At 68.2% G+C, this 25253-nt stretch carries 23 protein-coding genes; 8 read left to right on the top strand and 15 right to left on the bottom strand.

Annotated features, from left to right (window positions below):
• Positions 1-44: 44 nt before the first annotated feature.
• From meaB to mutA, 3 genes are read right to left on the bottom strand one after another with little or no spacing between them, the layout of a single operon-like run.
• Positions 45-1034 carry a methylmalonyl Co-A mutase-associated GTPase MeaB gene (gene meaB, locus ACJH5R_RS05700; protein WP_406759367.1) on the bottom strand — a complete coding sequence of 330 codons (990 nt, stop codon included), beginning with the start codon at positions 1032-1034 and terminating at the stop codon, positions 45-47.
• Complete coding sequence (scpA, locus tag ACJH5R_RS05695) at positions 1035-3323, bottom strand: methylmalonyl-CoA mutase (protein WP_406759366.1); 2289 nt, start codon at positions 3321-3323, stop codon at positions 1035-1037.
• 5 nt (positions 3324-3328) lie between these two features.
• Complete coding sequence (gene mutA, locus ACJH5R_RS05690) at positions 3329-5236, bottom strand: methylmalonyl-CoA mutase small subunit (RefSeq protein ID WP_406781466.1); 1908 nt, start codon at positions 5234-5236, stop codon at positions 3329-3331.
• A 168-nt stretch (positions 5237-5404) separates the two neighbouring features.
• Between mutA and ACJH5R_RS05685 the strand changes: the two genes are divergently transcribed.
• The 6 genes from ACJH5R_RS05685 to ACJH5R_RS05660 all read left to right on the top strand — a co-directional run bounded on the left by ACJH5R_RS05685 (position 5405) and on the right by ACJH5R_RS05660 (position 10425).
• Positions 5405-6166 carry a TVP38/TMEM64 family protein gene (locus tag ACJH5R_RS05685; protein WP_406781465.1) on the top strand — a complete coding sequence of 254 codons (762 nt, stop codon included), beginning with the start codon at positions 5405-5407 and terminating at the stop codon, positions 6164-6166.
• An 82-nt stretch (positions 6167-6248) separates the two neighbouring features.
• Positions 6249-6539, top strand: a complete 291-nt coding sequence (locus tag ACJH5R_RS05680; RefSeq protein ID WP_406781464.1) for a ferrous iron transport protein A — start codon at positions 6249-6251, stop codon at positions 6537-6539.
• The gene (locus tag ACJH5R_RS05675; protein WP_406781463.1) at positions 6536-8449 is read left to right on the top strand and encodes a ferrous iron transporter B; all 1914 of its coding nucleotides are present in this window, start codon (positions 6536-6538) and stop codon (positions 8447-8449) included. Before ACJH5R_RS05680 ends, ACJH5R_RS05675 begins: the two co-directional genes overlap by 4 nt.
• The gene (locus ACJH5R_RS05670) at positions 8446-9048 is read left to right on the top strand and encodes a NifU family protein (protein ID WP_406781462.1); all 603 of its coding nucleotides are present in this window, start codon (positions 8446-8448) and stop codon (positions 9046-9048) included. The genes ACJH5R_RS05675 and ACJH5R_RS05670 overlap by 4 nt, the downstream gene beginning before the upstream one ends.
• Positions 9049-9058: 10 nt before the next feature.
• Complete coding sequence (locus ACJH5R_RS05665; protein ID WP_406759361.1) at positions 9059-9529, top strand: nitroreductase family deazaflavin-dependent oxidoreductase; 471 nt, start codon at positions 9059-9061, stop codon at positions 9527-9529.
• A 212-nt stretch (positions 9530-9741) separates the two neighbouring features.
• Positions 9742-10425, top strand: coding sequence for an MIP/aquaporin family protein (locus tag ACJH5R_RS05660; protein WP_406759360.1), 684 nt, complete (start codon positions 9742-9744; stop codon positions 10423-10425).
• 3 nt (positions 10426-10428) lie between these two features.
• On the opposite strand, the gene ACJH5R_RS05655 is transcribed toward ACJH5R_RS05660, so the two are convergent.
• From ACJH5R_RS05655 to ACJH5R_RS05645, 3 genes are read right to left on the bottom strand one after another with little or no spacing between them, the layout of a single operon-like run.
• On the bottom strand, positions 10429-10812 hold the full coding sequence (locus tag ACJH5R_RS05655; protein ID WP_406759359.1) for a DoxX family protein: 384 nt from the start codon (positions 10810-10812) through the stop codon (positions 10429-10431).
• A complete protein-coding gene (locus ACJH5R_RS05650) occupies positions 10809-11954 on the bottom strand; it encodes an SPFH domain-containing protein (protein ID WP_406759358.1) in 1146 nt (381 codons plus the stop codon). Before ACJH5R_RS05650 ends, ACJH5R_RS05655 begins: the two co-directional genes overlap by 4 nt.
• A 14-nt stretch (positions 11955-11968) precedes the next feature.
• Positions 11969-12403 carry an NfeD family protein gene (locus ACJH5R_RS05645; RefSeq protein ID WP_406759357.1) on the bottom strand — a complete coding sequence of 145 codons (435 nt, stop codon included), beginning with the start codon at positions 12401-12403 and terminating at the stop codon, positions 11969-11971.
• Between the two features lie 79 nt (positions 12404-12482).
• On the opposite strand from ACJH5R_RS05645, the gene ACJH5R_RS05640 reads away from it, so the two are divergent.
• Complete coding sequence (locus ACJH5R_RS05640) at positions 12483-13316, top strand: hypothetical protein (RefSeq protein WP_406781461.1); 834 nt, start codon at positions 12483-12485, stop codon at positions 13314-13316.
• Positions 13317-13342: 26 nt separating this feature from the next.
• On the opposite strand, the gene ACJH5R_RS05635 is transcribed toward ACJH5R_RS05640, so the two are convergent.
• The 9 genes from ACJH5R_RS05635 to ACJH5R_RS05595 form a co-directional block, all read right to left on the bottom strand.
• Entirely contained in the window at positions 13343-14383 is a 1041-nt protein-coding gene (locus ACJH5R_RS05635) for a ferrochelatase (RefSeq protein WP_406781460.1), read from the bottom strand.
• Positions 14384-15193, bottom strand: a complete 810-nt coding sequence (gene inhA / locus ACJH5R_RS05630; RefSeq protein ID WP_067973144.1) for an NADH-dependent enoyl-ACP reductase InhA — start codon at positions 15191-15193, stop codon at positions 14384-14386.
• Positions 15194-15225: 32 nt separating this feature from the next.
• A complete protein-coding gene (gene fabG1 / locus ACJH5R_RS05625; protein WP_406781459.1) occupies positions 15226-15969 on the bottom strand; it encodes a 3-oxoacyl-ACP reductase FabG1 in 744 nt (247 codons plus the stop codon).
• Positions 15970-16068: 99 nt separating this feature from the next.
• Positions 16069-17076, bottom strand: coding sequence for a VWA domain-containing protein (locus ACJH5R_RS05620; RefSeq protein WP_308483267.1), 1008 nt, complete (start codon positions 17074-17076; stop codon positions 16069-16071).
• Positions 17077-17104: 28 nt separating this feature from the next.
• Positions 17105-18016: a DUF58 domain-containing protein gene (locus ACJH5R_RS05615; RefSeq protein ID WP_406759393.1), complete on the bottom strand. Its 912-nt coding sequence runs from the start codon at positions 18014-18016 to the stop codon at positions 17105-17107.
• Between the two features lie 62 nt (positions 18017-18078).
• A complete protein-coding gene (locus ACJH5R_RS05610) occupies positions 18079-19197 on the bottom strand; it encodes a MoxR family ATPase (RefSeq protein WP_308483268.1) in 1119 nt (372 codons plus the stop codon).
• Between the two features lie 132 nt (positions 19198-19329).
• The gene (gene ripB / locus ACJH5R_RS05605) at positions 19330-20031 is read right to left on the bottom strand and encodes an NlpC/P60 family peptidoglycan endopeptidase RipB (RefSeq protein WP_406759354.1); all 702 of its coding nucleotides are present in this window, start codon (positions 20029-20031) and stop codon (positions 19330-19332) included.
• 10 nt (positions 20032-20041) lie between these two features.
• A complete protein-coding gene (ripA, locus tag ACJH5R_RS05600; RefSeq protein ID WP_406781619.1) occupies positions 20042-21472 on the bottom strand; it encodes an NlpC/P60 family peptidoglycan endopeptidase RipA in 1431 nt (476 codons plus the stop codon).
• 262 nt (positions 21473-21734) lie between these two features.
• Positions 21735-22286, bottom strand: a complete 552-nt coding sequence (locus tag ACJH5R_RS05595) for a DUF6676 family protein (RefSeq protein ID WP_406781458.1) — start codon at positions 22284-22286, stop codon at positions 21735-21737.
• Positions 22287-22417: 131 nt separating this feature from the next.
• On the opposite strand from ACJH5R_RS05595, the gene acnA reads away from it, so the two are divergent.
• Positions 22418-25252 carry an aconitate hydratase AcnA gene (gene acnA / locus ACJH5R_RS05590; RefSeq protein ID WP_406759352.1) on the top strand — a complete coding sequence of 945 codons (2835 nt, stop codon included), beginning with the start codon at positions 22418-22420 and terminating at the stop codon, positions 25250-25252.
• The last annotated feature ends 1 nt before the right edge of the window (position 25253 follow it).

Below are 25253 nucleotides of genomic sequence, written 5' to 3'. Positions count from 1 at the left end.
CGCCGACCGGCCGACATAAGTCGGATTACCGCACGCGCGTGCCATTAATTCCAAATGGCCCCGAGGATTCGCTGGGCGGCCAGCGCGGGGGTCAGTTCTCCGCTGAGTACCTGCTGTTCCACCTCGGTGCGCACCTCACGCACCGCCGGGTCCGACAGCGCGCGTTCGAGCACCGCGTCACGCACCAACTGCCGGGTCCAGTCCACCTGCTGTGCGCGTCGGCGGGCGTCGAACTCCCCGGCATCGATCAGCGTCTGCCGGTGCCGCTCGACGGTTTCCCAGAACTCCGGCAGCCCGGTGCCCTCGATCGCGCTCATCGTCAAGACCGGTGGTCGCCAAAGGGTTTCGCGCGGATAGATGAGTCGAATCGCGGTCGACAACTCCCGTGCGGCCATTCGCGCCTCGGCCAGGTGGTTGCCGTCGGCCTTGTTGACTACCACGATGTCGGCCAGTTCCAGCACACCCTTCTTGATGCCCTGCAACTGATCGCCGGTGCGGGCCAGCGTCAAGAACACGAAGGTGTCGACCATGTTGGCGACGGTGACCTCGGATTGGCCGACGCCGACGGTCTCGATCAGGATGACATCGAAGCCGGCGGCCTCCAGCAGCACCACCGTTTCGCGGGTGGCCTTGGCGACCCCGCCCAGGGTGCCCGACGTGGGCGACGGCCGGATGTAGGCGCGTTCGTGCGTGCCCAACCGTTGCATCCGGGTCTTGTCCCCCAGGATCGAACCACCGGTGCGCGTCGAGGACGGGTCGACCGCCAGTACCGCGACGCGGTGGCCCTGCTCGATGAGATGCATTCCGAGGGCTTCGATGGTGGTCGACTTGCCCACGCCGGGAACCCCCGTGATACCCACCCTGCGAGCCCCGCCGGCGTCCGGCAACAGCTCCAGCAGCAGTTCCTGCGCCTGCTGGCGGTGGTCGGCGCGGGTGGACTCGACCAGGGTGATGGCCCGCGGCAGCACGGAGCGGTCGCCGGAGCGCACCGCCGCCGCCAACTCGGCAACGGTGTCAGACACGTTGTCGGCCATCTATTTCTGGTCTGCCGCCGGTTCTGCCTGCTCGGCGAGCTCGTAACCTCGCCGCGACGCGAGGGTCTTCAGCAGGTCCACCGCAGCATCGGCGATTACCGTGCCGGGCGGGAAGATCGCGGTCGCCCCGGCGGCATAGAGCTCGTCGAAGTCGCCGGGCGGGATCACTCCCCCGACCACGATCATGATGTCGGGCCGCCCCACCGCGGCCAACGCGTCACGCAGGGCGGGTACCAACGTCAGGTGCCCGGCGGCCAGCGAGGACACCCCGACCACGTGCACGTCGTTGTCGGCGGCCTGGCGGGCCACCTCATCGGGGGTGGAGAACAGGGCGCCGACGTCCACGTCGAAGCCGATGTCGGCAAATGCGGTGGCGATCACCTTCTGGCCACGGTCGTGCCCGTCCTGGCCCATCTTGGCTACCAGGATGCGGGGCCGACGGCCGTCGGCCTCGGCGAACTTCTCGACCAGGGCGGTTGCGCTAGCGATGTTGCTGCCCTTCCCGACTTCGTCACGGTAGACGCCAGAGATCGTACGGATCTCGGCCTGATGGCGACCGTAGACCTTCTCCAGCGCGTCCGAGATCTCCCCGAGGGTGGCCTTGGCCCGGGCGGCGTCGATGGCCAGCGCCAGCAGGTTGTTGCCCAGTCCGTCGTCCCCGGCCGGTCCGGTGGCGCCGGCTGCCCGGGTCAGCTCGGCCAGCGCGGCCTGGCAGGCCGCCTCGTCGCGCTCGGCGCGCAACTGCTCGAGTTTGGCCAGCTGCTCGGCCCGCACCCGGCTGTTCTCGACCTTGAGCACCTCGATCTCTTGGTCCTCGGCGACCTGGTACTTGTTGACGCCGATCAGCGGCTGACGCCCGGAGTCGATCCGCGCCTGGGTCCGCGCGGCGGCCTCCTCGATGCGCAGCTTCGGGATCCCCTCGCTGATGGCCTGGGCCATGCCGCCGTGCGCCTCGACCTCTTCGATGTGGGCCCGGGCCCGCTGCGCCAGCTGATGGGTCAGCCACTCCACGTAGTAGGAGCCGCCCCACGGGTCGATCGGCCGGGTGGTGCCCGACTCCTGCTGCAGCAGCAGCTGGGTGTTGCGGGCGATGCGGGCGGAGAAGTCGGTGGGCAGCGCCAGCGCCTCGTCCAGGGCGTTCGTGTGCAGCGACTGGGTGTGGCCCTGGGTGGCGGCCATCGCTTCGACGCAGGTACGCGCCACGTTGTTGAAGACGTCCTGGGCGGTCAGTGACCACCCGGAGGTCTGCGAATGCGTGCGCAGCGACAGCGATTTCGCGCTCTTGGGGTCGAACTTCGCGACCAGCTCGCTCCACAGCAGCCGGCCCGCGCGCAGCTTCGCGACCTCCATGAAGAAGTTCATCCCGATGCCCCAGAAGAACGACAACCGGGGCGCGAACTTGTCGATGTCCAGGCCGGCGTCCAGGCCGGCCTTGATGTAGTCCACCCCATCGGCCAGGGTGTACGCCAACTCCAAATCGGCTGTGGCACCGGCCTCTTGGATGTGGTAGCCCGAGATCGAGATCGAGTTGAACTTGGGCATCTTGGCGCTGGTGTAGCCGAAGATGTCGGAGATGATCCGCATCGACGGCTTCGGCGGATAGATGTAGGTGTTACGCACCATGAACTCTTTGAGGATGTCGTTCTGGATGGTGCCGGCCAGCTTCTCCGGCGGCACCCCCTGCTCCTCGGCGGCCACCACGTACAGCGCCAGGATCGGCAGCACGGCACCGTTCATGGTCATCGAGACGCTGACCGCGCTCAGGTCGATCCCGTCGAACAGTTGCCGCATGTCCAAAATGGAATCGATCGCCACCCCGGCCATGCCGACATCGCCCTGCACCCGGGGGTGATCCGAGTCGTAGCCGCGGTGGGTGGCCAGATCGAACGCGACCGACAGACCCTTCTGCCCGGCGGCGAGGTTTCGGCGGTAGAACGCGTTGGAGTCTGCGGCGGTCGAGAACCCGGCGTACTGGCGAATCGTCCAGGGCTGGTTGACGTACATCGTCGGATACGGCCCACGCACGAACGGGGCCTCGCCGGGGAAGCTGTCCAGCGGGTAGCCCTCGGCAACCGCGGCGGAGCGGTCGGCGGCGGTGTACACCGGCTTGACCGCGATCCCCTCGGGGGTGTGCCATTCGAGCTGTTCGGGTGTGTAACCGTGCGCGGCCGCGGCGGTCGCGACGTGTGCGGCGACGGCGCTCTCGGTCACCGGTTCGGCGACGCGGTCGCCGTGCAGCGCCACCTCGGCGAAGCTGCCGAGTGTGCCGTGTGAGGTGCTCGTGGTCATGGCTCTCAGGCCCCCAATCGGGTCAGTAAGTCCGACAACGCCTGCACGGCATCGATTTTCATGGTCAGGTAGTCGTCCGGCTTCGGATCGGTGTCGGCGCTACCGGCTAAAGCCTTGGCTGGCCCCGCCAGGTAGACCCGGTCGAGTCCGGCGGTACGAGCCGCCCCGATGACCGCGGCCGCTTCGGCGCCATAGCGGGCATCGCTGCCACACAGCACCGCCGCACTCGGTGAGCCGGCCTCCGCGACGGCCGCTGCCACCTGCTCGGCGCCCAACGTGCCGGGGTTGATCGCCGCGATGCCACCGGAGGCCAGCAGGTTTGCGGCGAAGGTGGTCCGAACGTTGTGTTCGGCGATCGGCCCCAGCGGCAGCAGCAGCACCTGCGGCCGGGCACCGGTGCGCGCCAGGTAGGCGTCGGAGCGGTCCCGCAACGCCTCGAACTGCGCCGCGTAGCGCCGCAGGCCGGCCGGGGCAGCCTGAGTCGCGGACGGCGGTAGCGGCGACTCATCGAGGTTCGGGTACTCGTTGACCCCGGTGATTGCGCTGCGCCGATGCGCGATCTCCCCGGCCCGAGCGGCGGCCACCGCTGCGATCCGCTCACCGATGTGCTCGCGGGCGGCCTCGAATCCGCCCAGCGCCTCGATCTCCTGGAACTGCCCCCAGGCCTGCTGCGCCAACTGTTCGGTGAGGTCTTCGACGAACCAGGATCCGCCGGCCGGGTCCAGCACCTGACCCAGGTGCGACTCTTCGAGCAGCAGCAGTTGGGTGTTGCGGGCGATCCGCCGGGAGAACGTTGCCGAGGTGCCGGGCTGCCCACCGGGAATCACCGTGTCGAACGGCCACACCAGCACGGTGTCTGCCCCACCGACACCGGCGCCGAAGGCAGCCAGCGTGGTGCGCAGCATGTTCACCCACGGGTCACGCTGCGTCATCATCGCCAGCGACGTCTCGGCGTGGACGACAGCGGCGCCGGCCTCTGGTGCACCGGCGACCTCGGTGACCCGCGCCCAGAGTTGCCGCGCGGCCCGGATCTTGGCGATCGTGATGAACTGGTCATCGTCGGCGGCGATCCGGAAGCTGATCTGGCGTGCAGCGTCGGCCACCGACAGGCCGGCGTCGGTGAGCACCCGCAGGTAGGCCACGGCCGCGGCCAGCCCAGCGGCCAACTCCCCTGACGCGCCGGCGCCCAAGTTGTGCAGGGCCGGGCCGTTGACGGCGATGGCCCGCACCCCCGGGTGGCCGACGGCACGTGTCGCCACCGCGATCACCTCGTCGAGCGACGGTGCCGCACCGTCCGTCAACGGTGCGGTCAGTGGGTCGGCACCCAGATCGACCGAGAGGTTGGCGCGGTTCTCCGGGTCGAGCGCGTCCACCAGCGTCAGCATCGTCTCGGCGGCGGTGGTGTAGTCGCCGGCACCCGCGCCGTCGAGCAGCACCGGAACCAGGTCCAGGTAGACATCGTCGAACACTCGCCGCAGTTCGGCGGCCGGCACGCCCGCGTCTCCCAACCGCAGGGTGAGCGCGCTGACGCCGTCGGTCAGGGCACCGAGGACGGCGCCATTGGCGTCGGCGGCCGAACCCGGACCAGCGATGGGAAAGACCTCGGCGACCTTCCAGCCGGTGTTGACGTCACGCCGGGCGTCGGCGCCGCGCACGTAGGGCCACTGGCCCGGCAACGGCGGCTCCGGCAGCGCGTCCAACGCGGTGTAGAGCGCCCGAACGGCGAATCCGCCCTGTCCCGCCAACCCCTCCACCGGGGTGTCCAGCAGCCGCTCGGGCTCACCGTCGGTCTCGGCGGTGATATCGGCCGGCTCGCGGCGTGCGCTCTTGGCCAGCACCCCGGCCACGGCGGCACGCCAGCGGGCCCGGGCCTGCTGGATGCCGGCGGGTTCGGCGGACACGTCGATGGACACCGGCGACTCCTGTGGTTACTCGCGAGTAGCCGTTGAATCGCTACTCGATATGTGTCAACCAGGCTAAATGATGGCGATCGGCAGGCACGGTTGAGGTGTGCCGAGCGAAGCAACTCCCTCTGCGTGACGCAAAGTGTTAACCCCCGGCCCGTAGTCTTGAGTGCCGTGATGGCCGCCGCGACCCGAATTCCGCGCGTACTGCGTGGCGCCTGGTCGGCATTCATCGCCACCGCACGCCAGGTGGCCCTCCGTCGGCTGGCATTTACGACCGCGGTCGCCGGAAGCCTGATCGCGGTGGCGCTGCTGTTCCCCGTTCCCACCGCCGTACAGCTGCGGGACTGGGCGCAGACATTGGGGCCGTGGTTTCCGCTGGCCTTTCTGGTGGCGCACACCGTCGTCACGGTGTTCCCCTTCCCGCGGACCGCGTTCACGTTGGCCGCCGGCTTGCTGTTCGGCCCGTGGCTGGGAGTCCTGCTGGCAGTGGTGGCCAGTGCGCTCAGCGCCGTGGGCGTGCTGGTCCTGATGCGGGTGTTCGGCTGGCAGTTGAGCCGGGTGGTACGTCATCCGCGGCTGGACTCACTGGATGAGCGCCTGCGCCAGCGCGGATGGCCGGCGGTGATCTCGCTGCGGCTGATTCCGGCGATCCCGTTCTCGGTGATCAACTACGCCGCCGGCGCGTCGGCGGTGCGACTGGTGCCGTACACGGTGGCCACCCTGGTCGGGCTGCTGCCAGGCACGGCCGCGGTGGTAGTGCTCGGCGACGCCCTCACCGGTGAGGTGAGCCCGGTGCTGTTCGCGGTATCGGCGTGCACCGCCGCAGTCGGGGTGGCACTGCTGGCCTACGAAGTCCGCTCCCATCGGGCGCACCGGCCCGAGGCCGGTCGGCAAACCCCCGAGATCGACCCGGCCGAATCGGTGACCATCGGCTGAGCGCGGCGAATCGGCCGATGACGTACCCGGCGAATCAGGCGTACCTTTCAGGCAGTAAGCCGATCTAACGTTAGGGCGTCTGATGCGCAGGTGGCGGCGGCGATCGCCGCATCGAACCGAATCGGCGACCGTGCTCGCCGACTTGGTTCCGGGCCAGCAGGCCACCATCACCGGTGCCGCGGTGCACGCCCCGCAGGCGGTGGCAAACCGGCTGCGCCAGCTCGGATTCCGTGCGGCCGCCCGCGTTGACGTGATCCGCCGGGCGCCGCTGGGCGATCCCACCATCTACCGCGTGCAGGACACCGAACTGTGTCTGCGGCGCCGGGAGGCCCGGCTGATCGAGATCGACGGCATCGGCGGTGGTCGGCAATGACCGACTGCCACGATGGCGCCGCCACCACCGTCGACGTGACACCGGCGCGACGGGTAGCGCTGGTCGGCAGCCCGAACGCGGGAAAGACCAGCCTGTTCAATCACCTGACCGGGTTGCGTGCCAAGACCGGCAACTACCCGGGCGTCACGGTGGGGCGCAGCGTCGGGCTGATGACCGTCGGTGATGTCGATGTGGCGGTCGAAGACCTGCCCGGCACCTACAGCCTGGACCCGATCAGTCCGGACGAACAGGTTGTTGCCGACGTGTTGGCCGGCGGAATCAACGGGATCGACTGCCCTGAAGCGATCGTGTTGGTCGCCGACGCCACGACGCTGCGCCGCTCGATCACCTTGGTGGGCCAGGTCCTGCGCCTGGACCTCCCCACTGCGCTGGTACTCACTATGACCGATGAATTATGTTCGCGCCGAGGCGGAATCGATGCGGAAGCTCTCGCCAGCGCGTTGGGCGTGCCGGTCGTTGCCGTTATCGCCAACCGCGGTTCGGGCATCGAGGGCCTGCGCACGCTGTTGGGGCGCAGCGACGCCTGGTCGCGGCCTGCGGTGCTGCCGCCTGAAGAGCCCGAGGCGCTCGACGCCTGGGGCACCTCCGTGCTGACCGCCGCTGACTACGTTTCCCCGCACCCGGATCTGCGGACCGGCCGGATCGACAGGTGGGTGTTGCACCCACTCTGGGGCGTCGCCATCTTCTTCGCGGTCATGTTCGGGTTCTTCCAGATCATCTTCACCCTGGCCGCCCCACTGCAGGACCGGATCGCCACTGCCCTCGACTGGCTGGGATCGCAGGTCGACAGCCGGCTCGGCGGCACGGTGCTCGGCGGTGTGATCGGCGACGGTGTCATCGGCGGTGTCGGCACCGTGCTGCAGTTCCTTCCCCAGATTGTGTTGCTGTTCTTGCTGATCGCACTGCTGGAGAACGTCGGCTACATGTCGCGGGCCGCGTTCCTGATGGATCGGGTCATGGCCAGAACCGGGCTGGAGGGGCGCGCGTTCGTGGCGATGCTCTCCTCGTTCGCCTGCGCGGTCCCCGGCATCATGGCAACGCGCACATTGCCGTCGTCGCGGGATCGGATCGCCACCATCATCAGTGCGCCGTTGATGACGTGCTCAGCGCGACTGCCGGTCTACACCCTGCTGGTCGGGCTCCTGGTGGCACCGCAGGCCCGCTGGTGGGGCTTCAGCGCGCAGGGCATCACCATGTTCCTGCTGTATCTGGGCGGCGGCACGTCGGCGCTGCTGGCCGCCTCGTTGTTCAAGTCCACCATTCTGCGCAGCGACCTGCTGCCATTCACCATGGAACTGCCGCCGTACCGATTTCCTTCGCCCACGGCCGTTCTCGTCGCGATGTGGAATGCGGCGAAGATCTTCTTGCGCAAAGCCGGAACCGTCATCTTGGCCACGTCACTGGTGCTGTGGGTGTTGATGAATCTGCCCACCCGCGACGCCGAGACCGCAGCGCTCCCGCCACCCGACGCCAACGCCTACGTGCTGGACCACAGCTACGCCGCCGGGATCGGCAGGGCGATCGAGCCGGTTTTCGCGCCCCTGGGCTTCGACTGGCGTACCGACATTGCGTTGGTCGGGTCGCTGTCGGCGCGGGAGGTGTTCGTGTCCACGCTCGGCCAGGTGTCGGCGGCCACCAACCCCACCACCCCGCATCAGGCCCTGGTGTCGATGACCGACGACAACGGCCGGCCGGTGTTCACCGCACCGACGGTCATCGCGCTGATGGTGTATTTCATGTTCGCGCTGCAGTGCATGTCCACCGTGGCGGTGATGCGCCGGGAGACCAATTCCTGGCGATGGCCGGCCTTCGCGTTTGGCTACATGTTCGTGTTGGCCTGGGTGATGGCATTCGCCGCCCGGTCGATCGCGGCAGGCCTGGGCGCATGATCCCCATGCACGCTGTCGCGACCGAAGACCCGCAACGGGTGCGATGGGTGATCGGCCACGAGCGCATGCCCGCCGCCGGGCGGGTACGGCATGCCCCGGGGCGGCTGGGTGAGTTGCAGGACGACGGCGTGATCGACGAGCTGACGGTGGCCGGGTCGGAGATCGCGATCACGCTGAGCCCCCGCCAGAGTTGGCGAGATCGCGGCGAGGAGATCCGCGTCGCGCTCGCCGACGCGCTCCGGGAGCCGACCGGGTGGAGTATCGCCCCCATCGAACACGCCGGCGACCTGACGCGGGCGGTCCAGGAACTGCTCGACGGGCCGATCGGCGAGATCGCCGCATCCCACGGCGGGGCGATCGAGCTGGTCGAGGTGACCGGCAACCAGGTGCGGGTGCGGATGTCCGGTGCCTGCCACGGCTGCCCCGCGTCCGAATCGACGCTCTATGACCGGCTGCAATGCGAGCTTCGCCGCCGGTTCGGCGACCAGGTCTCGGTGTCGGTGGACCGCCCGTCGGCTGCCGGGTCCGTCGGCAAGGCCCTGTTGACGTTGTTCACCCGGGCGACGAGTGATCCGGCGTCCCGGCCGCGCCGCGGGTAACCTGCAGAAGATGCCGCCCTTGGCCGACACGTTCAGCCGACTGTTGCGATCGCGACGGCTGATGCGCGCCCCGATCTGGCTGTACCGCGCGCGACTTGGCGGCCTCCTCGGACCGCGCCTGTTGATGCTCGAGCACATCGGACGCAAGACGGGCGCGCGCCGCCGTGTCGTCCTGGAAGTCATCGACCACGCCGCCGGTGACAGCTATGTGGTGGCATCGGGTTTCGGCGACCGCGCCCAATGGTTTCGCAACATCACCGCCAACCCCCGGGTGCGGGTCTACGCCGGGAGCAGGGCGTCGGCTCCGGCTACCGCCAGGGTGTTGGACCAGTCCGAAGCCGACCGCGTGCTGGGCCACTACATCGAAGGCCACCCCCGCGCCTGGGCGAAGTTCAGCGCGGTGCTCGAGCAGACGCTGGGCGAACCGGTGACGCCGCCCAACACAGCACTGCCGATGGTCGAATTACGCTTGGACCGATAGCGCCGCCTCCCCGAGCTGCGCGCCCGACACCGAAACTGCGGAAAACGCATAGGCAAACAACACGACGCCCTCGTTAATCCAGCAACAATTCGGTGAAAAACGGTCCGCAAATAGCAGACCGAAGACTTCACGCCGTTACAGTATTCGTTAGTGCCATGTGCTGGCACAGCACAAATTGGACAGGTGCTCGACGGAGTGAAGGGACCGGATCAATGGCTGATCGGAATGCCGCGGTGCGCAAATATTTGACCGAAATGATCGGCACGTTCGTATTCATGTTCGCTGTGCTCGGCATCGTCTTGTCCGGCACCGAATGCGTAGCCGCCACCGCGCTGGGTATCGGCTCAGTGCTGATGGTCATGGTCTACGCCAGTGGGCACATCTCGGGCGGCCACCTGAACCCGGCCGTCTCAGTGGCCGCCTATTTGCGGGGCGCACTGCCATTGGGTGATCTCGGACCCTACATCGTTGCCCAGTTGGTCGGTGCGCTCGCCGCCTTCGGTGTGGGATTCGGGTTGTGGCACGACAAGTACGCGACCGGAACACTTGATCTGACCGGCACCGTCTGGCCTGCATTCCTGGCCGAATTGGTATTCACATTCGCGCTGTGTTATGTCGTTTTGCACACCGCGACGAGCAAAGACAGTGCCGGCAACAGCTTCTACGGCCTGGCGATCGGATTCGTGGTGACCGTCGGCGTGGTGGCGGTCGGCGCCATTTCCGGCGGCGCGTTCAACCCGGCCATCACCTTCGGCTTGATGCTGTCGGGGATCTTCGCCTGGAAGTTCCTCTGGGTCTACCTGATCGCCCAGCTGCTCGGCGCGGTCGTGGCCGCCTACGCCTACAAGGCGACCAACCTCGACGAGCACACTGCCGCCTCCTCCCGCAGGAGCTAGGAACTACGACTCCAGGGCCCGTACCCCGCCCCCGGCGGTGTGCGGGCCCTGGACCGTCATCGCGGCGAACACCATCAGCAGCAGCACCGCGGGCACGATGTTGGCGACCCGGTTGCGCACCCGCAGGTGGATGCCCAGCGCCCCGGCGAAATACAACGTCAACAACCCGGTGGTGAGCCGGGCGACGCCCGGGAAGCGGAACACCGATGCCAGGCCCAGCGCGGTAGCGGCTTTGGCCACCGGGACCGCCCAGCGGACCTCGGCGGGAATCCGCATGGCATCCATGTTCTTGGCGACATAGGGCACCGGGATCGCCGACGCCACGGCGTCCCCAGCCAGAAACGCGGCCAACGCCACGTAGGTTGGCCGTGCCGTCAGTGCGCTCACGCCAGACCGGGATCGAGCTGCGCCGGCAACACGCCCTCGACGGGCTTCCGCGCATCCGCCTCGGCCTTGGCGACCGCCTGGGCGATCGCCGGATCGGTCTGAGTGGTGAACCAGTCGGCAACTTCCTCACTGTCGTCCTCGGACCGGTGCCGGGGCTCGTCGTCGGGCGACGGCTGATAGCGGAAAACACCGTCTTCACCGGGGGCGCCGAGCAGTTTGGTGAAGCCCTGCAGTGCGGAGCCGAAATCACTGGGCACCACCCACACCTTGTTGGCCTCGCCGCGAGCCATCTCCGGCAGCACCTGCAGATACTGGTAGGCGAGCAGTTCGGGGGTGGGCCGGGCGGCCTTGATCGCCGCGAACGTCTTCTCGATGGCCTTGGCCTGCCCCTGGGCCTGTAGGTAGGCGGCGGCCCGCTCACCCTGGGCGCGCAGCATCGTGGACTGCCGGTCGGCCTCAGCGGCCAGGATCGCCGCCTGCTTGGCGCCCTCGGCGGTGAGGATCTCGGACTGTTTCTGACCCTCGGCCTGCTTGATGGCGGCCTCGCGCTGGCCCTCGGCGGTCAGGATCATGGCCCGCTTCTCGCGGTCGGCCTTCATCTGCTTCTCCATGGACGCCTGGATCGACGGCGGCGGGTCGATGCTGCGCAGCTCCACTCGGGCCACCCGCAGCCCCCACCGACCGGTCGCCTCGTCGAGTACCCCGCGCAGTTGGCTGTTGATCACCTCACGGGAGGTCAGCGTCTGCTCCAGCGTCATCCCGCCGACCACGTTGCGCAGCGTGGTGGTGGTCAGCTGCTCCACACCGACGATGTAGTTGCTGATCTCATACACCGCGGCTTTGGGGTTGGTGACCTGGAAGTAGACGACGGTGTCGATGTTGAGCGTCAGGTTGTCCTCGGTGATCACCGGTTGCGGCGGGAACGACACCACCCGCTCACGCAGATCGATGCGGGCCCGTACCCGGTCGATGAAGGGGACCAGCAGGGTCAGCTGACCGCTGACGGTGCGGCTGTAGCGGCCCAGCCGTTCGATGACCGCCGCCTCGGCCTGCGGGATCAGCGCGACCGACTTGGCGACCACGATGATCGCGAACACCACCAAAACGGCCAGCAATAGCAGCCCGGTTGTGACGCCTTCCATGACGATTCCTTTCGTTACAGGATCTTGCCGACCACCGCGGTAGCGCCGTCGATGTGCATCACGGTGACCTGCTCACCCGGTTCGAAGACGTCGCCGTCGGTGAGCGGGCGGGCGGTCCACACCTCGCCGTTCAGTTTCACTCGGCCACCGTGCTGTTCGACGCGGTCGAGCACCAGCGCGGTCTTGCCCTGCAGCGCGAGCACCCCGGTTTCGCCGCCGGTGCCGGCCCACAGCCTTCGGCGCAGCGCGGGGCGCACCAATGCCAGCAGCAGCACCGACACCACCAGGAACACCGCCCCGTCCGTCCAGAGCGGCCAACTGGTCAGAGCGCTGGTTGCCGCCGCCGACAGCGCACCACCGGAGAGCATCAGCAGGAACATGTCACCGGTGAGGGCCTCGGCTCCTGCGAGCCCGAGTGCGAAGACCAACCAGATCAGGGCAGTCGGCATGCGGCCAGGATAGCCCGAGAACCGCGCGAACCTGTGCGGTCCGGCCGGGACAGCGCGGGCAACTACACTGCCTTGCATCATGTGGTGCCCGAGTACTTCCCTGTCGGTGTGGGCCAACGCCTGGCTTGCCGGCCGGGCCGCACCCGATGACGTGCTGGACGCACTATCGGCCTGGGCGCCAGTGCAATCGGTGGCCGCCCACGATGCGGTCGTCGCGAGCAGCATCGGCCTGTCATGGCCGGACGCCTGCGACGGCGGCGCAACCGCACTGCTGCAGTTGGTGCGTGGCGCCGGGCTGGCGGCCGCTGGGGACGGCATTCGACCGGTGTTTCCGGTACCCGGCGATGTCCGCGGACTGCCGGCCGGAACGGCCTTTTCCCAGGAGGCGATCCTCGCCGGTGAGGCCGTCCTGATCGGATCGTCGAACGCCTCAGCTCCGATCGGGCTGGTTCCGGCGTACTCCGAGGACGCCAACGATGACTACGCCGCCGAGCTGTGCTGGACCGTGTTCCCGCTGACCAGCATGCCGACGAGCGAACAGCACGATCTGGGCGACGCCGAGTACTCGTTGCGGTCGGCGGTGCGAACGGCGGCCGAAGCATTGGGCTCCACCGGTTCGCGCTGGGCCGACTACGGCGTGGAGGATCCGCGGTTGCGCGTGGAGCAGATGATGGAAGCCACGCTCTTGCACCGGATTCCGGATCATGCACCCAGCCGTGCGGTGCGCGTGCTGCAGAGCGCCGCCCACGTCGAGGCGATCATCACCGTCAGCGCCGATCTGCTGACCGCGAGCGCTCAAACATCGGCCGCGGTCCGGCGCGCCGTGGATACGGTTGCGCCGTTGACGACGGTGGTGCGCTCGGCACGCAGCGCCGCCGTGACGGCGATCCTGCACTCGGCCTGGCAGAACTGACCCTCGGCAGCGAGCCGGCTTCGGCCCTATAGCGGCGACCCGCTGGCCGGCACCACGATCGCGGTGCAGTGCGACGACCCGCACGGCGCCCCGTTGACCCCGAATCCGCAGCCCAGCGCGGACGGCCCGGCGATGCGTTCGGGTGCGCTGCCGGTGCGCAGTTCCTCGATCAGGCCGCGGGCCAGACGGGCCAGCCGTCGATCGGCGTTCGGGGTGCCCGCGCGCGCGTAGGCGATCCCGGCCGCCTGCGCCGCAGAGCGGACTTCGTTGTCGAGGTCCCACACCACCTCGATGTTGTCGCTGAGAAAGCCGATCGGACAGACGATCACCGCGCGCACGCCGTTCTCAGCCAGGGCAGCCAGGTGCGCTTCGACGTCGGGCTCCAGCCAGGGCACCTGCGGGGGCCCCGAGCGCGACTGCCACACCTGGTCGTAGTCGTGGTAGCCCGCGGCTGCCGCGACCAGCCTGGTCGCGTAGGCGACCTGGCGGCTGTAAAGCTGTGGGCCGTAGCGCGCGTCGGCGCTCACCGGGATGGAATGCGCGGTGAAAACCAGCCGGGCGGTGTCCCGCAGGCCGGCCGGCAGGCTGTCGGCGGCGGTGGCGATCGCCTCGGCGAACATCGCCACGAACAACGGGTGGTCGAAGTACTGGCGCAGTTTCACCAGCTCCGGCGCCTGCTCCCCCACCGCCCGCCGCGCCCGGGCGATGTCCTCGGCGTACTGGTCGCAGCCCGAATACCCGCCCCAGGCCGAGGTCGCGAACACCGCGGCGCGTCGGACACCGTCGGCGGTCATCGCCGCGACGGCGTCCTCGGCGTAGGGCTCCCAGTTGCGGTTGCCGAAATATACCGGCAGGCCCGGCATTTCGGCACGCAAAGCGTCGGCCAGCGCACGGTTGATCCCGTTGATCGGCGATACCCCGCCGAAATGCAGGTAGTGCTCGGCGACCGCGTCGAGCCGGGCCGGCGGCACCCCACGTCCCCGGGTGACGTTCTCCAGGAACGGCCGAACCTGCTCCGGGCCTTCGGGTCCCCCGAAAGACAGCAGCAGGACGGCGTCTAGCTCCATTTAGAGCAACTGGGTGTGAGCGCCACCGTCGGCGTAGACGACCGTTCCGGTGGTGGACGGCAGCCAGTCGGACATCAGCGCGCAGACGGTCTTGGCCACCGGCGTCGGGTCCTTCATGTCCCAGCCGATCGGGGCCCGCTGGTCCCAGCCCTCCTCCAGCAGCCGGATCTGCTCGCCGGCGCCCTCGCCCAGGGCACCGCCCACGATGGCACTCATCGCCAGCGTCCGGATCGGGCCGGCCGCAACCAGATTCGACCGCACACCGACCTTGCCGGCCTCGCGCGCCACGAACCGGTTCACCGACTCCAGGGCACTCTTGGCCACCGTCATCCAGTTGTAGGCGGGCATCGCCCGCGTCGGGTCGAAGTCCATGCCGACGATGCCGCCGCCGGGGTTCATGATCGGCAGTACCGCTTTGGCCAGTGAGGCGTAGGAGTACGCCGAGATGTGGATGCCCTTGGCGACATCTTCGTAGGGGGCGTCGAAGAACGGGTTGATGCCCATGCCGGTCTGCGGCATGAAGCCGATGGAGTGCACCACGCCGTCGAGCTTGTTGCCCTCGCCGATCACCTCGGTGACACGCTCGGCCAGCGAGCCCAGGTGCTCCTCGTTCTGCACGTCGAGCTCGAGCAGCGGAGCCGGCTCCGGCAGCCGGTCGATGATGCGCTGGATCAGCCGCAGCCGGTCGAAGCCGGTGCACACCAGCTGCGCGCCGGCCTCCTGCGCCACCTTGGCGATGTGGAACGCGATCGAGGAGTCGGTGATGATCCCGGTGACCAGGATCCGCTTGCCTTCGAGAATGCCTGCCATGAAAAGTCCCCTATCTTGAACTGAACGAGTCGCTAGTGGCCCATGCCCATGCCGCCGTCGACGGGGATGACCGCGCCGGCGATGTAGCTCGCGTCCTCAGACGCCAGGAAGCTGACCGCACCGGCGACCTCTTCGGCGGTACCCACCCGCTTGGCCGGGATGAAGTCCAGGGCGCCCTCTTGGATCCGCTCGTCGAGGGCCCGGGTCATCTCGGTGTCGATGTAGCCCGGCGCAACGACGTTCGCGGTGACGCCGGCCTTGGACAGCTCGCGCGAGATCGAGCGGGCCATGCCGATCAGGCCGGCCTTGGCGGCCGCATAGTTGGCCTGGTTGCCGATGCCCCACATGCCCGAGACCGATCCGATGTAGATGATCCGGCCGAAGCGCTTGCGCTGCATGCTGCGCGACGCCCGCTGGGTGACCCGGAAGGCGCCGGTGAGGTTGGCGTTGATGACCTCTTCGAAACGCTCCTCGGTCATCCGCATCAGGAAGGCGTCTTTGGAGATACCGGCGTTGGCCACCAGCACCTCCACCGGGCCCTGGTGCTCCTCGACCTGCGTGAAGGCGCGGTCGACGGCGTCGTTGTCGGTGACATCGCACACGACCCCGAACAGTCCCTCGGGGGCACCGGATCCGCGGTGCGTCACCGCCACCTTGTGGCCGTCGGCGGCCAGTCGCTGCGCGATCGCCAGCCCGATGCCCCGGTTTCCACCGGTGACGAGGACCGAACGGGACACAAATGCGGGCTTTCCTGCGGGGGCTTCGCTGTCTGTCACCGGCATAACCTATCGAATCGACACGTTGACTCTGCGCTGAGGGCGCGGGCTACTCGCACTTTTGCGCCGTGAGCGCAGAGTCAACGGGTGGGGTGGGACCTACGCGGGTAGACGGCGGTTCAGCAGCAGCGCCGCCAACCCCGCCAGCGCCAGGATGAACGCTCCCAGCCGCAGCCAGCCGGTGCTCGCGTCGCCGCGAATGGTCTCGAAGCCGATCTGGTCCTGCAGCGTGGAGTACACCTCTTTGAGCTGCTGCAGGCTGGACGCGGTGTAGGCGCTGCCGCCGGACAGATCGGCGATCTTCTTCAGCGAATCGTCGTCGACCGGCACCGGCTGACGCTGCTCGTTGATCTCGACGTAGCCGTAGGCCGTGCCGAACGAGATCGTCGAGACCGGCACGCCCTGGTCCTTGGCGGTGCGAGCCGCGGTGAACGCCCCCTTGGGATTGTCGGGGTTGGACGGCACCGTCTCCTTACCGTCGGAGAGCAGCACAATGCGGGCGGGTGGCGGGGTGTCGCCGCCGCCGATGACGGCGCCCACGGTGGCGATCGCCTGCAATGCGGTGAAGATGCCCTCACCGGTGGCGGTGCGGTCCGCCAGTTGCAGCTTGTCGATCGCGGCCTTGGTCGCGTCGCGGTTGGTGGTCGGCGAGGTCAGCACTGTCGCGGTGCCGGCGTAGGCGATCAGGCCCAGGTTGATGCCCGCGGTCAGTTCGTCGGCGAACTGCTTGCCGGCTTCCTGCGCGGCCGCCAGCCGGCTGGGCGCCACATCGGTGGCCCGCATCGACTGGGAGACGTCGATCACCAGCATCACCACCGCGCGGTTGCGCGGGATCCGGACATCGTGGGTGGGGCCGGCCATCGCGACGGTGAACAGCAGCAACGAGGTGATCAGCAGGATCGCCGACAGGTGCCGCCAGCGCGTCGGCGATTTGGGCGCCACGCTCTCCAGCAGCTCCATATTGGCGAACCGCAGGATCCGCCGATGCCGCGCCACCTGCATGAGGATGTAGAGCGCGACCAGGCCCAGGATCACGAACAGGAACAGAAAGAACCACGGGTGCGCGAAGCCCGTCAGCGTCATCGGCCCAAGCAGCGGCAATGTCATAGCAGACCTGTCTGTTTACGGGTCGAGTTCACGGCATCCCCGCCAGCGCGCCGCGCCGGCGTGACTCGACGAATCGGACGATGTCGGCGATCCAGTCCCGGTCGGTCCGCAATCCCAGCATCGGCGCGCCGCAGCTGCGCAACGCGCGCGCGACGTCGGCGCGGTGGGCCACCGCGGCCCGGGCGAAATCGTCGCGCAGCTTGGCGTCGATGGTGAATTCGCGGGTGATCCCGGATTCGGTGTCCTGCAGCACCACGTCGCCGACGTCGGGCAACTCGACGTCACGCGGGTCGAGGATCTCGATGCCCAGCACCTCATGGCGGGCGGCGATCGCTCGCAGCGGGCGCATCCAGTTGATCGGTCCGAGGAAGTCGCTGATGATGACCGCCATCCCCCGCCGGCGTTCGGGCCTGCGCAGCGCGTCGATGGCCGCCGCCAGGTCGCCCCGCACCCCGACGGGGGCCCGCGGAATGGTGGCGATCGTGCGCAGCAGGGTCTGCTCGTGGTTGCGCCCGGAGCGGGCCGGGACCCGCACGACGCGCTCACCGTTGGCCACCAGTGCGCCCAGCCGGTTCCCGCCGCCGCTGTTGAGGTAGACGATCGCCGAGGCCGCCGCCACCGCCAGGTCACGCTTCTCGCAGGTGGCGGTGCCGAAATCCATGCTGGCCGACATGTCGACCACCAGCCAGGTCTCCAGCTCGCGGTCGGCGATCATCTGGCGGACGTGCGGATGGGTGGTGCGGGCCGTGACCGACCAGTCCATCCGGCGTACGTCATCGCCGGGCTGGTACAGCCGGGACTCGCCGGGCTCGGAGCCCGGGCCGGGGATCAAGCCGAGATGGTCCCCGTGCAGCACCCCGTCGAGCTTGCGCTTGACCGTCAGCTCCAGGGTCCGCAGCGCCGCGGCCAGCTTGGGGTCGCGGATTCCTCCGCGCAGCATCGACGGCGGTGCGGTACTGGTTCCGGGCGCCTGAGACGTTTCAGCCCCGGTGTCGGGGTCGCTCACCGACCGCCGGCCACTGCCGCCGCGGTCGGGGCACCCGGTGCCGACGAATGCTGTTGCTGCGGAACGGCGTTCACCTGGGGCAGCGGCACCGTCTGCAGCACCCGGTTGATCACGATCTCCGAGGTGATCTCGTCGGCGAGGGCATCGTAGGACAGCACCAGGCGGTGGCGCAGCACGTCCGGGATCACCTCGATGACGTCCTGCGGGATCACATAGTCGCGACCTCGCACCAGGGCCAGCGCCCGGGACGCGGAGATGATGCCCAGCGAGGCACGCGGCGACGCACCGAACGACAGCCAGTTCTTCACGTCCGGCATGCCGAACTGTTCGGGGTGGCGCGTGGCCGTGATCACCCGGACGACGTAGTCAACCAGGGCGTGGTGCACGAAGTTGTTGGCCGCCAGCGTCTGCAGTCGCACCAAGTCGCCGGTGCCGAGGATCTGCTTGGGCTCCGGCGGGGTGACGCCCATCCGGTAGATGATCTCGCGCTCTTCTTCGGGCGAGGGGTAGCTGACGTTGATCTTGAACAGGAAGCGGTCGCGCTGCGCTTCGGGCAGCGGGTAGACGCCCTCGTGCTCGATCGGGTTCTGGGTGGCCATCACCAGGAACGGGTTGGGCAGCGCGAAGCTCTTGCCACCGATGGAGACCTTGCGCTCCTGCATGACCTCCAGCAGCGCCGACTGCACCTTGGCCGGTGCACGGTTGATCTCGTCGGCCAGCAGGAAGTTGGTCATCACCGGGCCGAGCTCGGTGTCGAACTCCTCGCGGCCCTGCCGGTAGATGCGGGTACCGATGATGTCGGTCGGCACCAGGTCCGGGGTGAACTGGATGCGCGCGAAGGACCCGCCGACCACTTTGGCGAAGGTCTCCACGGCCAGGGTCTTGGCGACGCCGGGCACGCCTTCGAGCAGCACGTGGCCCTTGGCGAGCAGGCCGACCAGGATGCGCTCGACGAGCTGGTCCTGGCCGACGATGACGCGCTTGACCTCAAAGATGGCCCGCTCCAGCGCGTGTACGTCGGCGGCGAGCCCGCTACCGCCGACTGTGCCTGTCTCGGCACCGGCCGAGCCGGGGAAACCGCTGGCGCCCGCGGGCGTCCCATCCGATGACGTCATCGACAAATCCTCCACAAAGGTCGGTCAGACACAACTGCTTGCACGGCGCACGGCCGAGGGGCAGCGTTGTGCCCTCGTTTCACTATTCCAGGGTTAGCAGCATCCGTCGACGTAAGGCCCGTCCCGAATGCGTCAGTACTCAATGATCCGGGTCAGATACGGCGTCATCCCCGACGTCCGCACCGGGCTGACGACCACCTTCCCGGCGCTGCCCGAGGCCTCCAGCATCTTGCCGCCCCCCAGGTACATGGTGACGTGCTGGCCACCGCCGGGGCCGTAGAACATCAGGTCGCCGCGGCGGGCCTGATTGGGCGGAATATGCCGACCGGCGTTGTACTGGTCACCGGAGAATCGCGGGATCAGCACGCCGACGCCGGCGAAGGCGTAACGCATCAGGCCCGAGCAGTCGAAACCGACCGTGCCCGCGCCGGAGTCGACACCCTTGCTGGGACCGGTCAGCGAACCGCCGCCCCAGGAGTAGGGCACACCCATCTGCGCACCACCGCGACGGATCACGTACTCGATGGCCTGCTTGCCGTGCACCCGCTGGCCGGGTGACACGTTGCCGGCGGCTTCATCGCCCACGTTGAAACCGAGGCCGGAGAGGAACTTGCGGCCCAGGTCCATCGTGGTCTGGGTGGCATTGGCGGTGGCCTGCAGCGACGCGTTGGCGATCGCCAACGGGTCACCGGGCGCCCCGGCGCTGATCGTCGCCGGCAGGGTGGGGTCCCACCCCGGGTCCGCCTCGGCCGGTCCGGCCAGGCCCACCATCACCGGGATCGCCACCAGCAGCGACCCGATGAGGCGCGAAAGACGTAATGAACTCAGTTGCATTGCACCGCCGTCAGTACTCGATGTATCGGACTACGTAAGGCGTCATGCCGCTCTTGCGTACCGGTGACACCTTCACCGTTTGGCCCACGTCCGGGGCCTCCAGCATCAGACCGTTGCCGAGGTAGAGCGTCACGTGCTGGCTACCACCGGGTCCGTAGAAGATGACGTCGCCGCGACGCGCCATTGCCGACGGGATCTGGCGCCCCATCTTGTACTGCGAACCCGAGTAGTGCGGCAGCTTGATGCCGACCCCGGCGAAGGCGTAGAGGATCAGCCCGGAGCAGTCGAATCCGACGGTGCCCGAACCGGAGCCGATCCCGCGGCCGGGCCCCGCAGCGGTGCCCCCACCCCAGGAGTAGGGCACGCCGCGCTGCGAAAGGGCACGCCGGATCACGTATTCGGAGGCCTGCCTGCCGTAGACCCGCGGAATCTTGCCGTTGTTGATGCCGGTGTCGTCGGGGCGGGCCAGCCCGATCGACTGCAGGAACTTCTGGCCGAGATTCGCCGTCACCTGCGCCGAGGTCTGGGAAATCCCGAGCACCTGGTTGATGACGGCGATCGGGTCACCGGGCACGTCGGCGCTGGGGATCATCGGCAGGGTCGGGTCCCAGGGACCGTCCCACTTCGCGGGCTCCTTGGCGGCCACCGGACCGGCGGCGGGTCCGGTGGGGTTCCCCCACCGATCACCGCCTGCGGGACCGGCCGGCGCTGGCCCCTGCTGGGGCTGATCGTGGCCGCGGGCGGCGGCGAGTTTGGCCTGCGCCTCGTTGCGTCGTGCGGCCAGCCTGTCGATCTCGCCCTGCTGTTCGCCGAACTTGCGCTGGGTATCGGTGAGCGCGGCCACCGCGGCGTCCTGGCTGGACTGTGCGTCGGCGACGGCCTGGTCGGCCTTCTGCTTGGCCCACCGGGCGGCCGACTCCTTGTTCAGCTGTTCGGTGCGGGCTCGCTTGAGGCCGTCCAGCGCCTGCTGGGAGGAGAGCGCCAAGGTTTGCCCGGCCGCAGCCGTGGCGATCATGTCCGAGGGGTTTGCCGCGGTCAGGTAACTGTCCGAGGGCCCGTTGACGTAGGTCGACGCGGCGAACGTGTTGAACCGGCGCTGCGCGACGGCGATCGCGGCATCGGCGTCGACGATCGCCTGCCGACCGGCCTCCACCTCGTGCTGGGCGGCGGCCGCGTCCTCGCGGGCAGTCTGCAGATCCACCAGGGCCTTGTTGACCCCTTCCTTCTCCTCGGCGATCTGCGCGCCCAGGTTCTGCAGCTGCTGGTTGGCGTCGGCGACGTCGGCGATCAGCGCGGCGATGCCGTCGGGGTCCTGCCCGGGTAGGGCCGTCGCCAGTCCCGGGGTGCCCAGCAGCATCGCGGCGCTGAGCACCGACACCGTCGCGGGTTGGGCCAACCGGGTCGCCAGTCGGGAAACAGAGCCATCGGAGCCACAGCGCATGCGTCTCATTCGGCTTGGATCTCCTCGGACTCTCAGCAGGCGGCGCCGCGCTTCGGCCGGTGGCAAAAGCACAGAAACAACAGTTACAACAGCTGCGCCTTTTGAGACCATACGTCACATCAGTCACTGGAGAAACGTTCGTAACAAACTACGTTTGTGTAATTAAGCCGCTTGTGACCATTCGGTGACCTAATTATTTGCGGCAGCCCACAACTGGGCGACAATTGATCGCCCAATTTCCGGGTTTTCGGAGGTAAGGCCGCTAGTTCGCGACGTCGGAGCGCTCGGCAGCCCGTTTGCTGCGTCGCTGCAGGAAGCGGGTGCCGACAGCCGCCGCCGCCACCCCGACCAGCAGCACCACCGTCAGGCCCGTCCAGGGCAGATCCGGAGTGGTCAATTCATGCAGGAAATTCTGCGCCGAGGTCACCGGGTCGCCGGTTTTGGCGTGGTCCTCGGCGGCCTCCAGCTTGGACCGGTGAAACTGGCCGCTATAGCTGCCGACATAGTTCGTACTGACGACCAGCACGGTCGAATCCGGATAGTCGTAGCCGACCACGGTGGCGACGTCACGCAGCGCGGTGTCCATCCCGGGGTTTCGGGCGACCTCGACGATCTTGAGGTCGATGCCGTCGCGGCCCGCCTGGGCCACCACCTCGCGCAGCGCCGGCACATCGGCCGCCGGTGCGCTCACCCCGTCGGCGGCGACGGCAACCTTGACCAGCGCCATGCAGTCGTCGGGCGGAGTGGCCGGGTCGAGGCCGACGGTGATGCAGAGCTCGCCAGGAATGTAGGCCGGCGGGTGCTGGATCGTCACGGTTGATGACGGTATCAACCCCGGCCAAGTGAGGTGAACCTTACTTTATACAGGACAATCGTACTGTTAGGGTTATGTCGCCCGTCGGCGCGGACCCGTCGATGGATGAGAACTCGATCTCGGGAGTTGAAGTGACCAGCACAGATTCGGTGAATTCGTTCGGAGCCCGCGACACCCTGACCGTGGGTGACACGAACTATGAGATCTTCCGCCTCGATGCCGTCCCCGGCACCGAGAAACTCCCCTACAGCCTCAAGGTGCTGGCCGAGAACCTGCTGCGCACCGAGGACGGCGCGAACATCACCAAAGATCACATCAACGCGATCGCCAACTGGGACCCGTCCGCCGAGCCGAGCATCGAGATCCAGTTCACCCCGGCGCGGGTGATCATGCAGGACTTCACCGGTGTGCCCTGCGTCGTCGACCTGGCCACCATGCGTGAGGCCGTCACCGCCCTGGGCGGCGACCCCAACAAGGTCAACCCGCTCTCGCCCGCCGAGATGGTCATCGACCACTCCGTGATCCTCGACGTTTTCGGCACCGCCGACGCCTTCGAGCGCAACGTCGAGCTGGAGTACCAGCGCAACGCCGAGCGCTACCAGTTCCTGCGTTGGGGCCAAGGCGCTTTCGACGACTTCAAGGTCGTCCCGCCGGGCACCGGCATCGTGCACCAGGTCAACATCGAGTACCTGGCCCGCACCGTGATGGTGCGCAACGGCCAGGCCTACCCCGACACCTGTGTGGGCACCGACAGTCACACCACCATGCAGAACGGCCTGGGTGTGCTGGGCTGGGGCGTCGGCGGTATCGAGGCCGAGGCGGCCATGCTGGGCCAGCCGGTGTCGATGCTGATCCCCCGGGTCGTCGGCTTCAAGCTGACCGGCGAGATCCAGCCGGGCGTCACCGCCACCGACGTGGTGCTCACCGTCACCGACATGCTGCGCAAGCACGGCGTGGTCGGCAAGTTCGTCGAGTTCTACGGCAAGGGCGTGGCCGAGGTGCCGCTGGCCAACCGCGCCACCCTGGGCAACATGAGCCCCGAGTTCGGCTCGACCTGCGCGATCTTCCCGATCGACGAAGAGACCATCAACTACCTGCGCCTGACCGGCCGCACCGACGAGCAGCTCGCGCTGGTCGAGGCCTACGCCAAGACCCAGGGCATGTGGCACAACCCGGACCGCGAGCCGGCCTTCTCCGAGTACCTGGAGCTGGACCTGTCCACCGTGGTCCCGTCGATCGCCGGACCGAAGCGTCCGCAGGACCGGATCCTGTTGTCGGAGAGCAAGATCGCCTTCCGCAAGGACATCCACAACTACGTCGAAGAGCAGCTCCCGACGCCGCACACCCAGCTCGACGAGGCCATCGAGGAGTCCTTCCCGGCCTCCGACCCGGCCAAGCTGAGCTTCGCCGACGACGGTGCGGTGGACGTGCAGTCCGCCGCCAACGGCTCCGACGGCCGGCCGAGCAAGCCGATCCGCGTCAAGGGCGAGCGCGGCGAATTCATCCTCGACCACGGCGCCGTCGCCGTCGCGGGTATCACCTCGTGCACCAACACGTCCAACCCGTCGGTGATGATCGGCGCGGCCCTGCTGGCGCGCAACGCCGTCGAGAAGGGCCTGTCGTCCAAGCCGTGGGTGAAGACCAACATGGCCCCGGGCAGCCAGGTCGTCACCGACTACTACGAGAAGGCTGGCCTGTGGCCCTACCTGGAGAAGCTCGGCTTCTACCTGGGCGGTTACGGCTGCACCACCTGTATCGGTAACACCGGCCCGCTGCCCGAGGAGATCTCCAAGGCGGTCAACGAGGAGGACCTGACCGTCACCGCGGTGCTCTCGGGTAACCGCAACTTCGAGGGCCGCATCTCCCCCGACGTCAAGATGAACTACCTGGCATCCCCGCCGCTGGTGATCGCCTACGCACTGGCCGGCACCATGGACTTCGACTTCGAAACCGATTCCCTGGGCAAGGACACCGACGGCAACGACGTCTTCCTGCGCGACATCTGGCCGTCGGCCCAGGAGATCGACGACACCATCAAGTCCGCGATCAACCAGGACATGTTCCGCAAGTCCTACGCCGACGTGTTCAAGGGCGACGACAACTGGCGCAACCTGCCGACCCCGGACGGTGACACCTTCGCCTGGGACGAGGCGTCGACCTACGTGCGCAAGGCCCCGTACTTCGACGGCATGGGAATGGAGCCCGAACCGGTCTCCGACATCAAGGGCGCTCGGGTGATGGCGCTGCTGGGCGACTCGGTGACCACCGACCACATCAGCCCGGCCGGCCCGATCAAGCCCGGCACCCCGGCGGCGGACTACCTGGACGCCCACGGTGTGGCGCGCAAGGACTACAACTCGCTGGGCAGCCGTCGCGGCAACCACGAGGTCATGGTCCGCGGCACCTTCGCCAACATCCGCCTGCAGAATCGGGTGCTCGACACCATCGGCCTCGAAGGCACCCAGGGCGGCTACACCCGGGACTTCACCCAGGAGGGTGGCCCGCAGGAGTTCATCTACAACGCCTGCATGAACTACCAGAAGGCCGGCATCCCGCTGGTCGTGCTGGGCGGCAAGGAATACGGCTCCGGCTCGTCGCGTGACTGGGCGGCCAAGGGCACCACGCTGCTGGGCGTCAAGGCCGTGATCACCGAGTCCTTCGAGCGCATCCACCGTTCCAACCTGATCGGCATGGGCGTGATCCCGCTGCAGTTCCCGGCCGGCGAGACCGCCAAGACGCTGGGCCTGGACGGCACAGAGACCTTCGACATCGTCGGTATCGAAGAACTCAACGCGGGCAAGACGCCGAAGACGGTCAAGGTCACCGCCACCAAGGAAAGTGGAGAGAAGGTCGAATTCGACGCGGTGGTGCGCATCGACACCCCCGGTGAGGCCGACTACTACCGCAACGGCGGCATCCTGCAGTACGTGCTGCGCAACATGCTGAAGTCGTCCAAGACCGCGTAGA

The organism is Mycobacterium sp. SMC-19, assembly GCF_045310815.1.
Lineage (GTDB): Bacteria > Actinomycetota > Actinomycetes > Mycobacteriales > Mycobacteriaceae > Mycobacterium.
Note: the sequence above shows the minus strand (reverse complement) of the source record. Positions and strands in the feature narration are given on the sequence as shown.

What these genes read in the sequence shown, in the direction of transcription:
- ACJH5R_RS05670 (WP_406781462.1), top strand. Translation starts at nt 8,446, where the DNA reads ATGATCCCCATGCACGCTGTCGCGACCGAAGACCCGCAACGGGTGCGA.
- inhA (WP_067973144.1), bottom strand. Translation starts at nt 15,193, where the DNA reads ATGGCAGGCATTCTCGAAGGCAAGCGGATCCTGGTCACCGGGATCATC.
- ripB (WP_406759354.1), bottom strand. Translation starts at nt 20,031, where the DNA reads ATGCAACTGAGTTCATTACGTCTTTCGCGCCTCATCGGGTCGCTGCTG.
- ACJH5R_RS05620 (WP_308483267.1), bottom strand. Translation starts at nt 17,076, where the DNA reads ATGACATTGCCGCTGCTTGGGCCGATGACGCTGACGGGCTTCGCGCAC.
- ACJH5R_RS05680 (WP_406781464.1), top strand. Translation starts at nt 6,249, where the DNA reads ATGCGCAGGTGGCGGCGGCGATCGCCGCATCGAACCGAATCGGCGACC.
- ACJH5R_RS05645 (WP_406759357.1), bottom strand. Translation starts at nt 12,403, where the DNA reads ATGCCGACTGCCCTGATCTGGTTGGTCTTCGCACTCGGGCTCGCAGGA.
- meaB (WP_406759367.1), bottom strand. Translation starts at nt 1,034, where the DNA reads ATGGCCGACAACGTGTCTGACACCGTTGCCGAGTTGGCGGCGGCGGTG.
- ACJH5R_RS05665 (WP_406759361.1), top strand. Translation starts at nt 9,059, where the DNA reads ATGCCGCCCTTGGCCGACACGTTCAGCCGACTGTTGCGATCGCGACGG.
- ACJH5R_RS05685 (WP_406781465.1), top strand. Translation starts at nt 5,405, where the DNA reads ATGGCCGCCGCGACCCGAATTCCGCGCGTACTGCGTGGCGCCTGGTCG.
- ACJH5R_RS05650 (WP_406759358.1), bottom strand. Translation starts at nt 11,954, where the DNA reads ATGGAAGGCGTCACAACCGGGCTGCTATTGCTGGCCGTTTTGGTGGTG.
- ACJH5R_RS05610 (WP_308483268.1), bottom strand. Translation starts at nt 19,197, where the DNA reads ATGACGTCATCGGATGGGACGCCCGCGGGCGCCAGCGGTTTCCCCGGC.
- ACJH5R_RS05635 (WP_406781460.1), bottom strand. Translation starts at nt 14,383, where the DNA reads ATGGAGCTAGACGCCGTCCTGCTGCTGTCTTTCGGGGGACCCGAAGGC.
- ACJH5R_RS05640 (WP_406781461.1), top strand. Translation starts at nt 12,483, where the DNA reads ATGTGGTGCCCGAGTACTTCCCTGTCGGTGTGGGCCAACGCCTGGCTT.
- ripA (WP_406781619.1), bottom strand. Translation starts at nt 21,472, where the DNA reads ATGCGCTGTGGCTCCGATGGCTCTGTTTCCCGACTGGCGACCCGGTTG.
- ACJH5R_RS05615 (WP_406759393.1), bottom strand. Translation starts at nt 18,016, where the DNA reads ATGCTGCGCGGAGGAATCCGCGACCCCAAGCTGGCCGCGGCGCTGCGG.
- ACJH5R_RS05675 (WP_406781463.1), top strand. Translation starts at nt 6,536, where the DNA reads ATGACCGACTGCCACGATGGCGCCGCCACCACCGTCGACGTGACACCG.
- ACJH5R_RS05660 (WP_406759360.1), top strand. Translation starts at nt 9,742, where the DNA reads ATGGCTGATCGGAATGCCGCGGTGCGCAAATATTTGACCGAAATGATC.
- scpA (WP_406759366.1), bottom strand. Translation starts at nt 3,323, where the DNA reads ATGACCACGAGCACCTCACACGGCACACTCGGCAGCTTCGCCGAGGTG.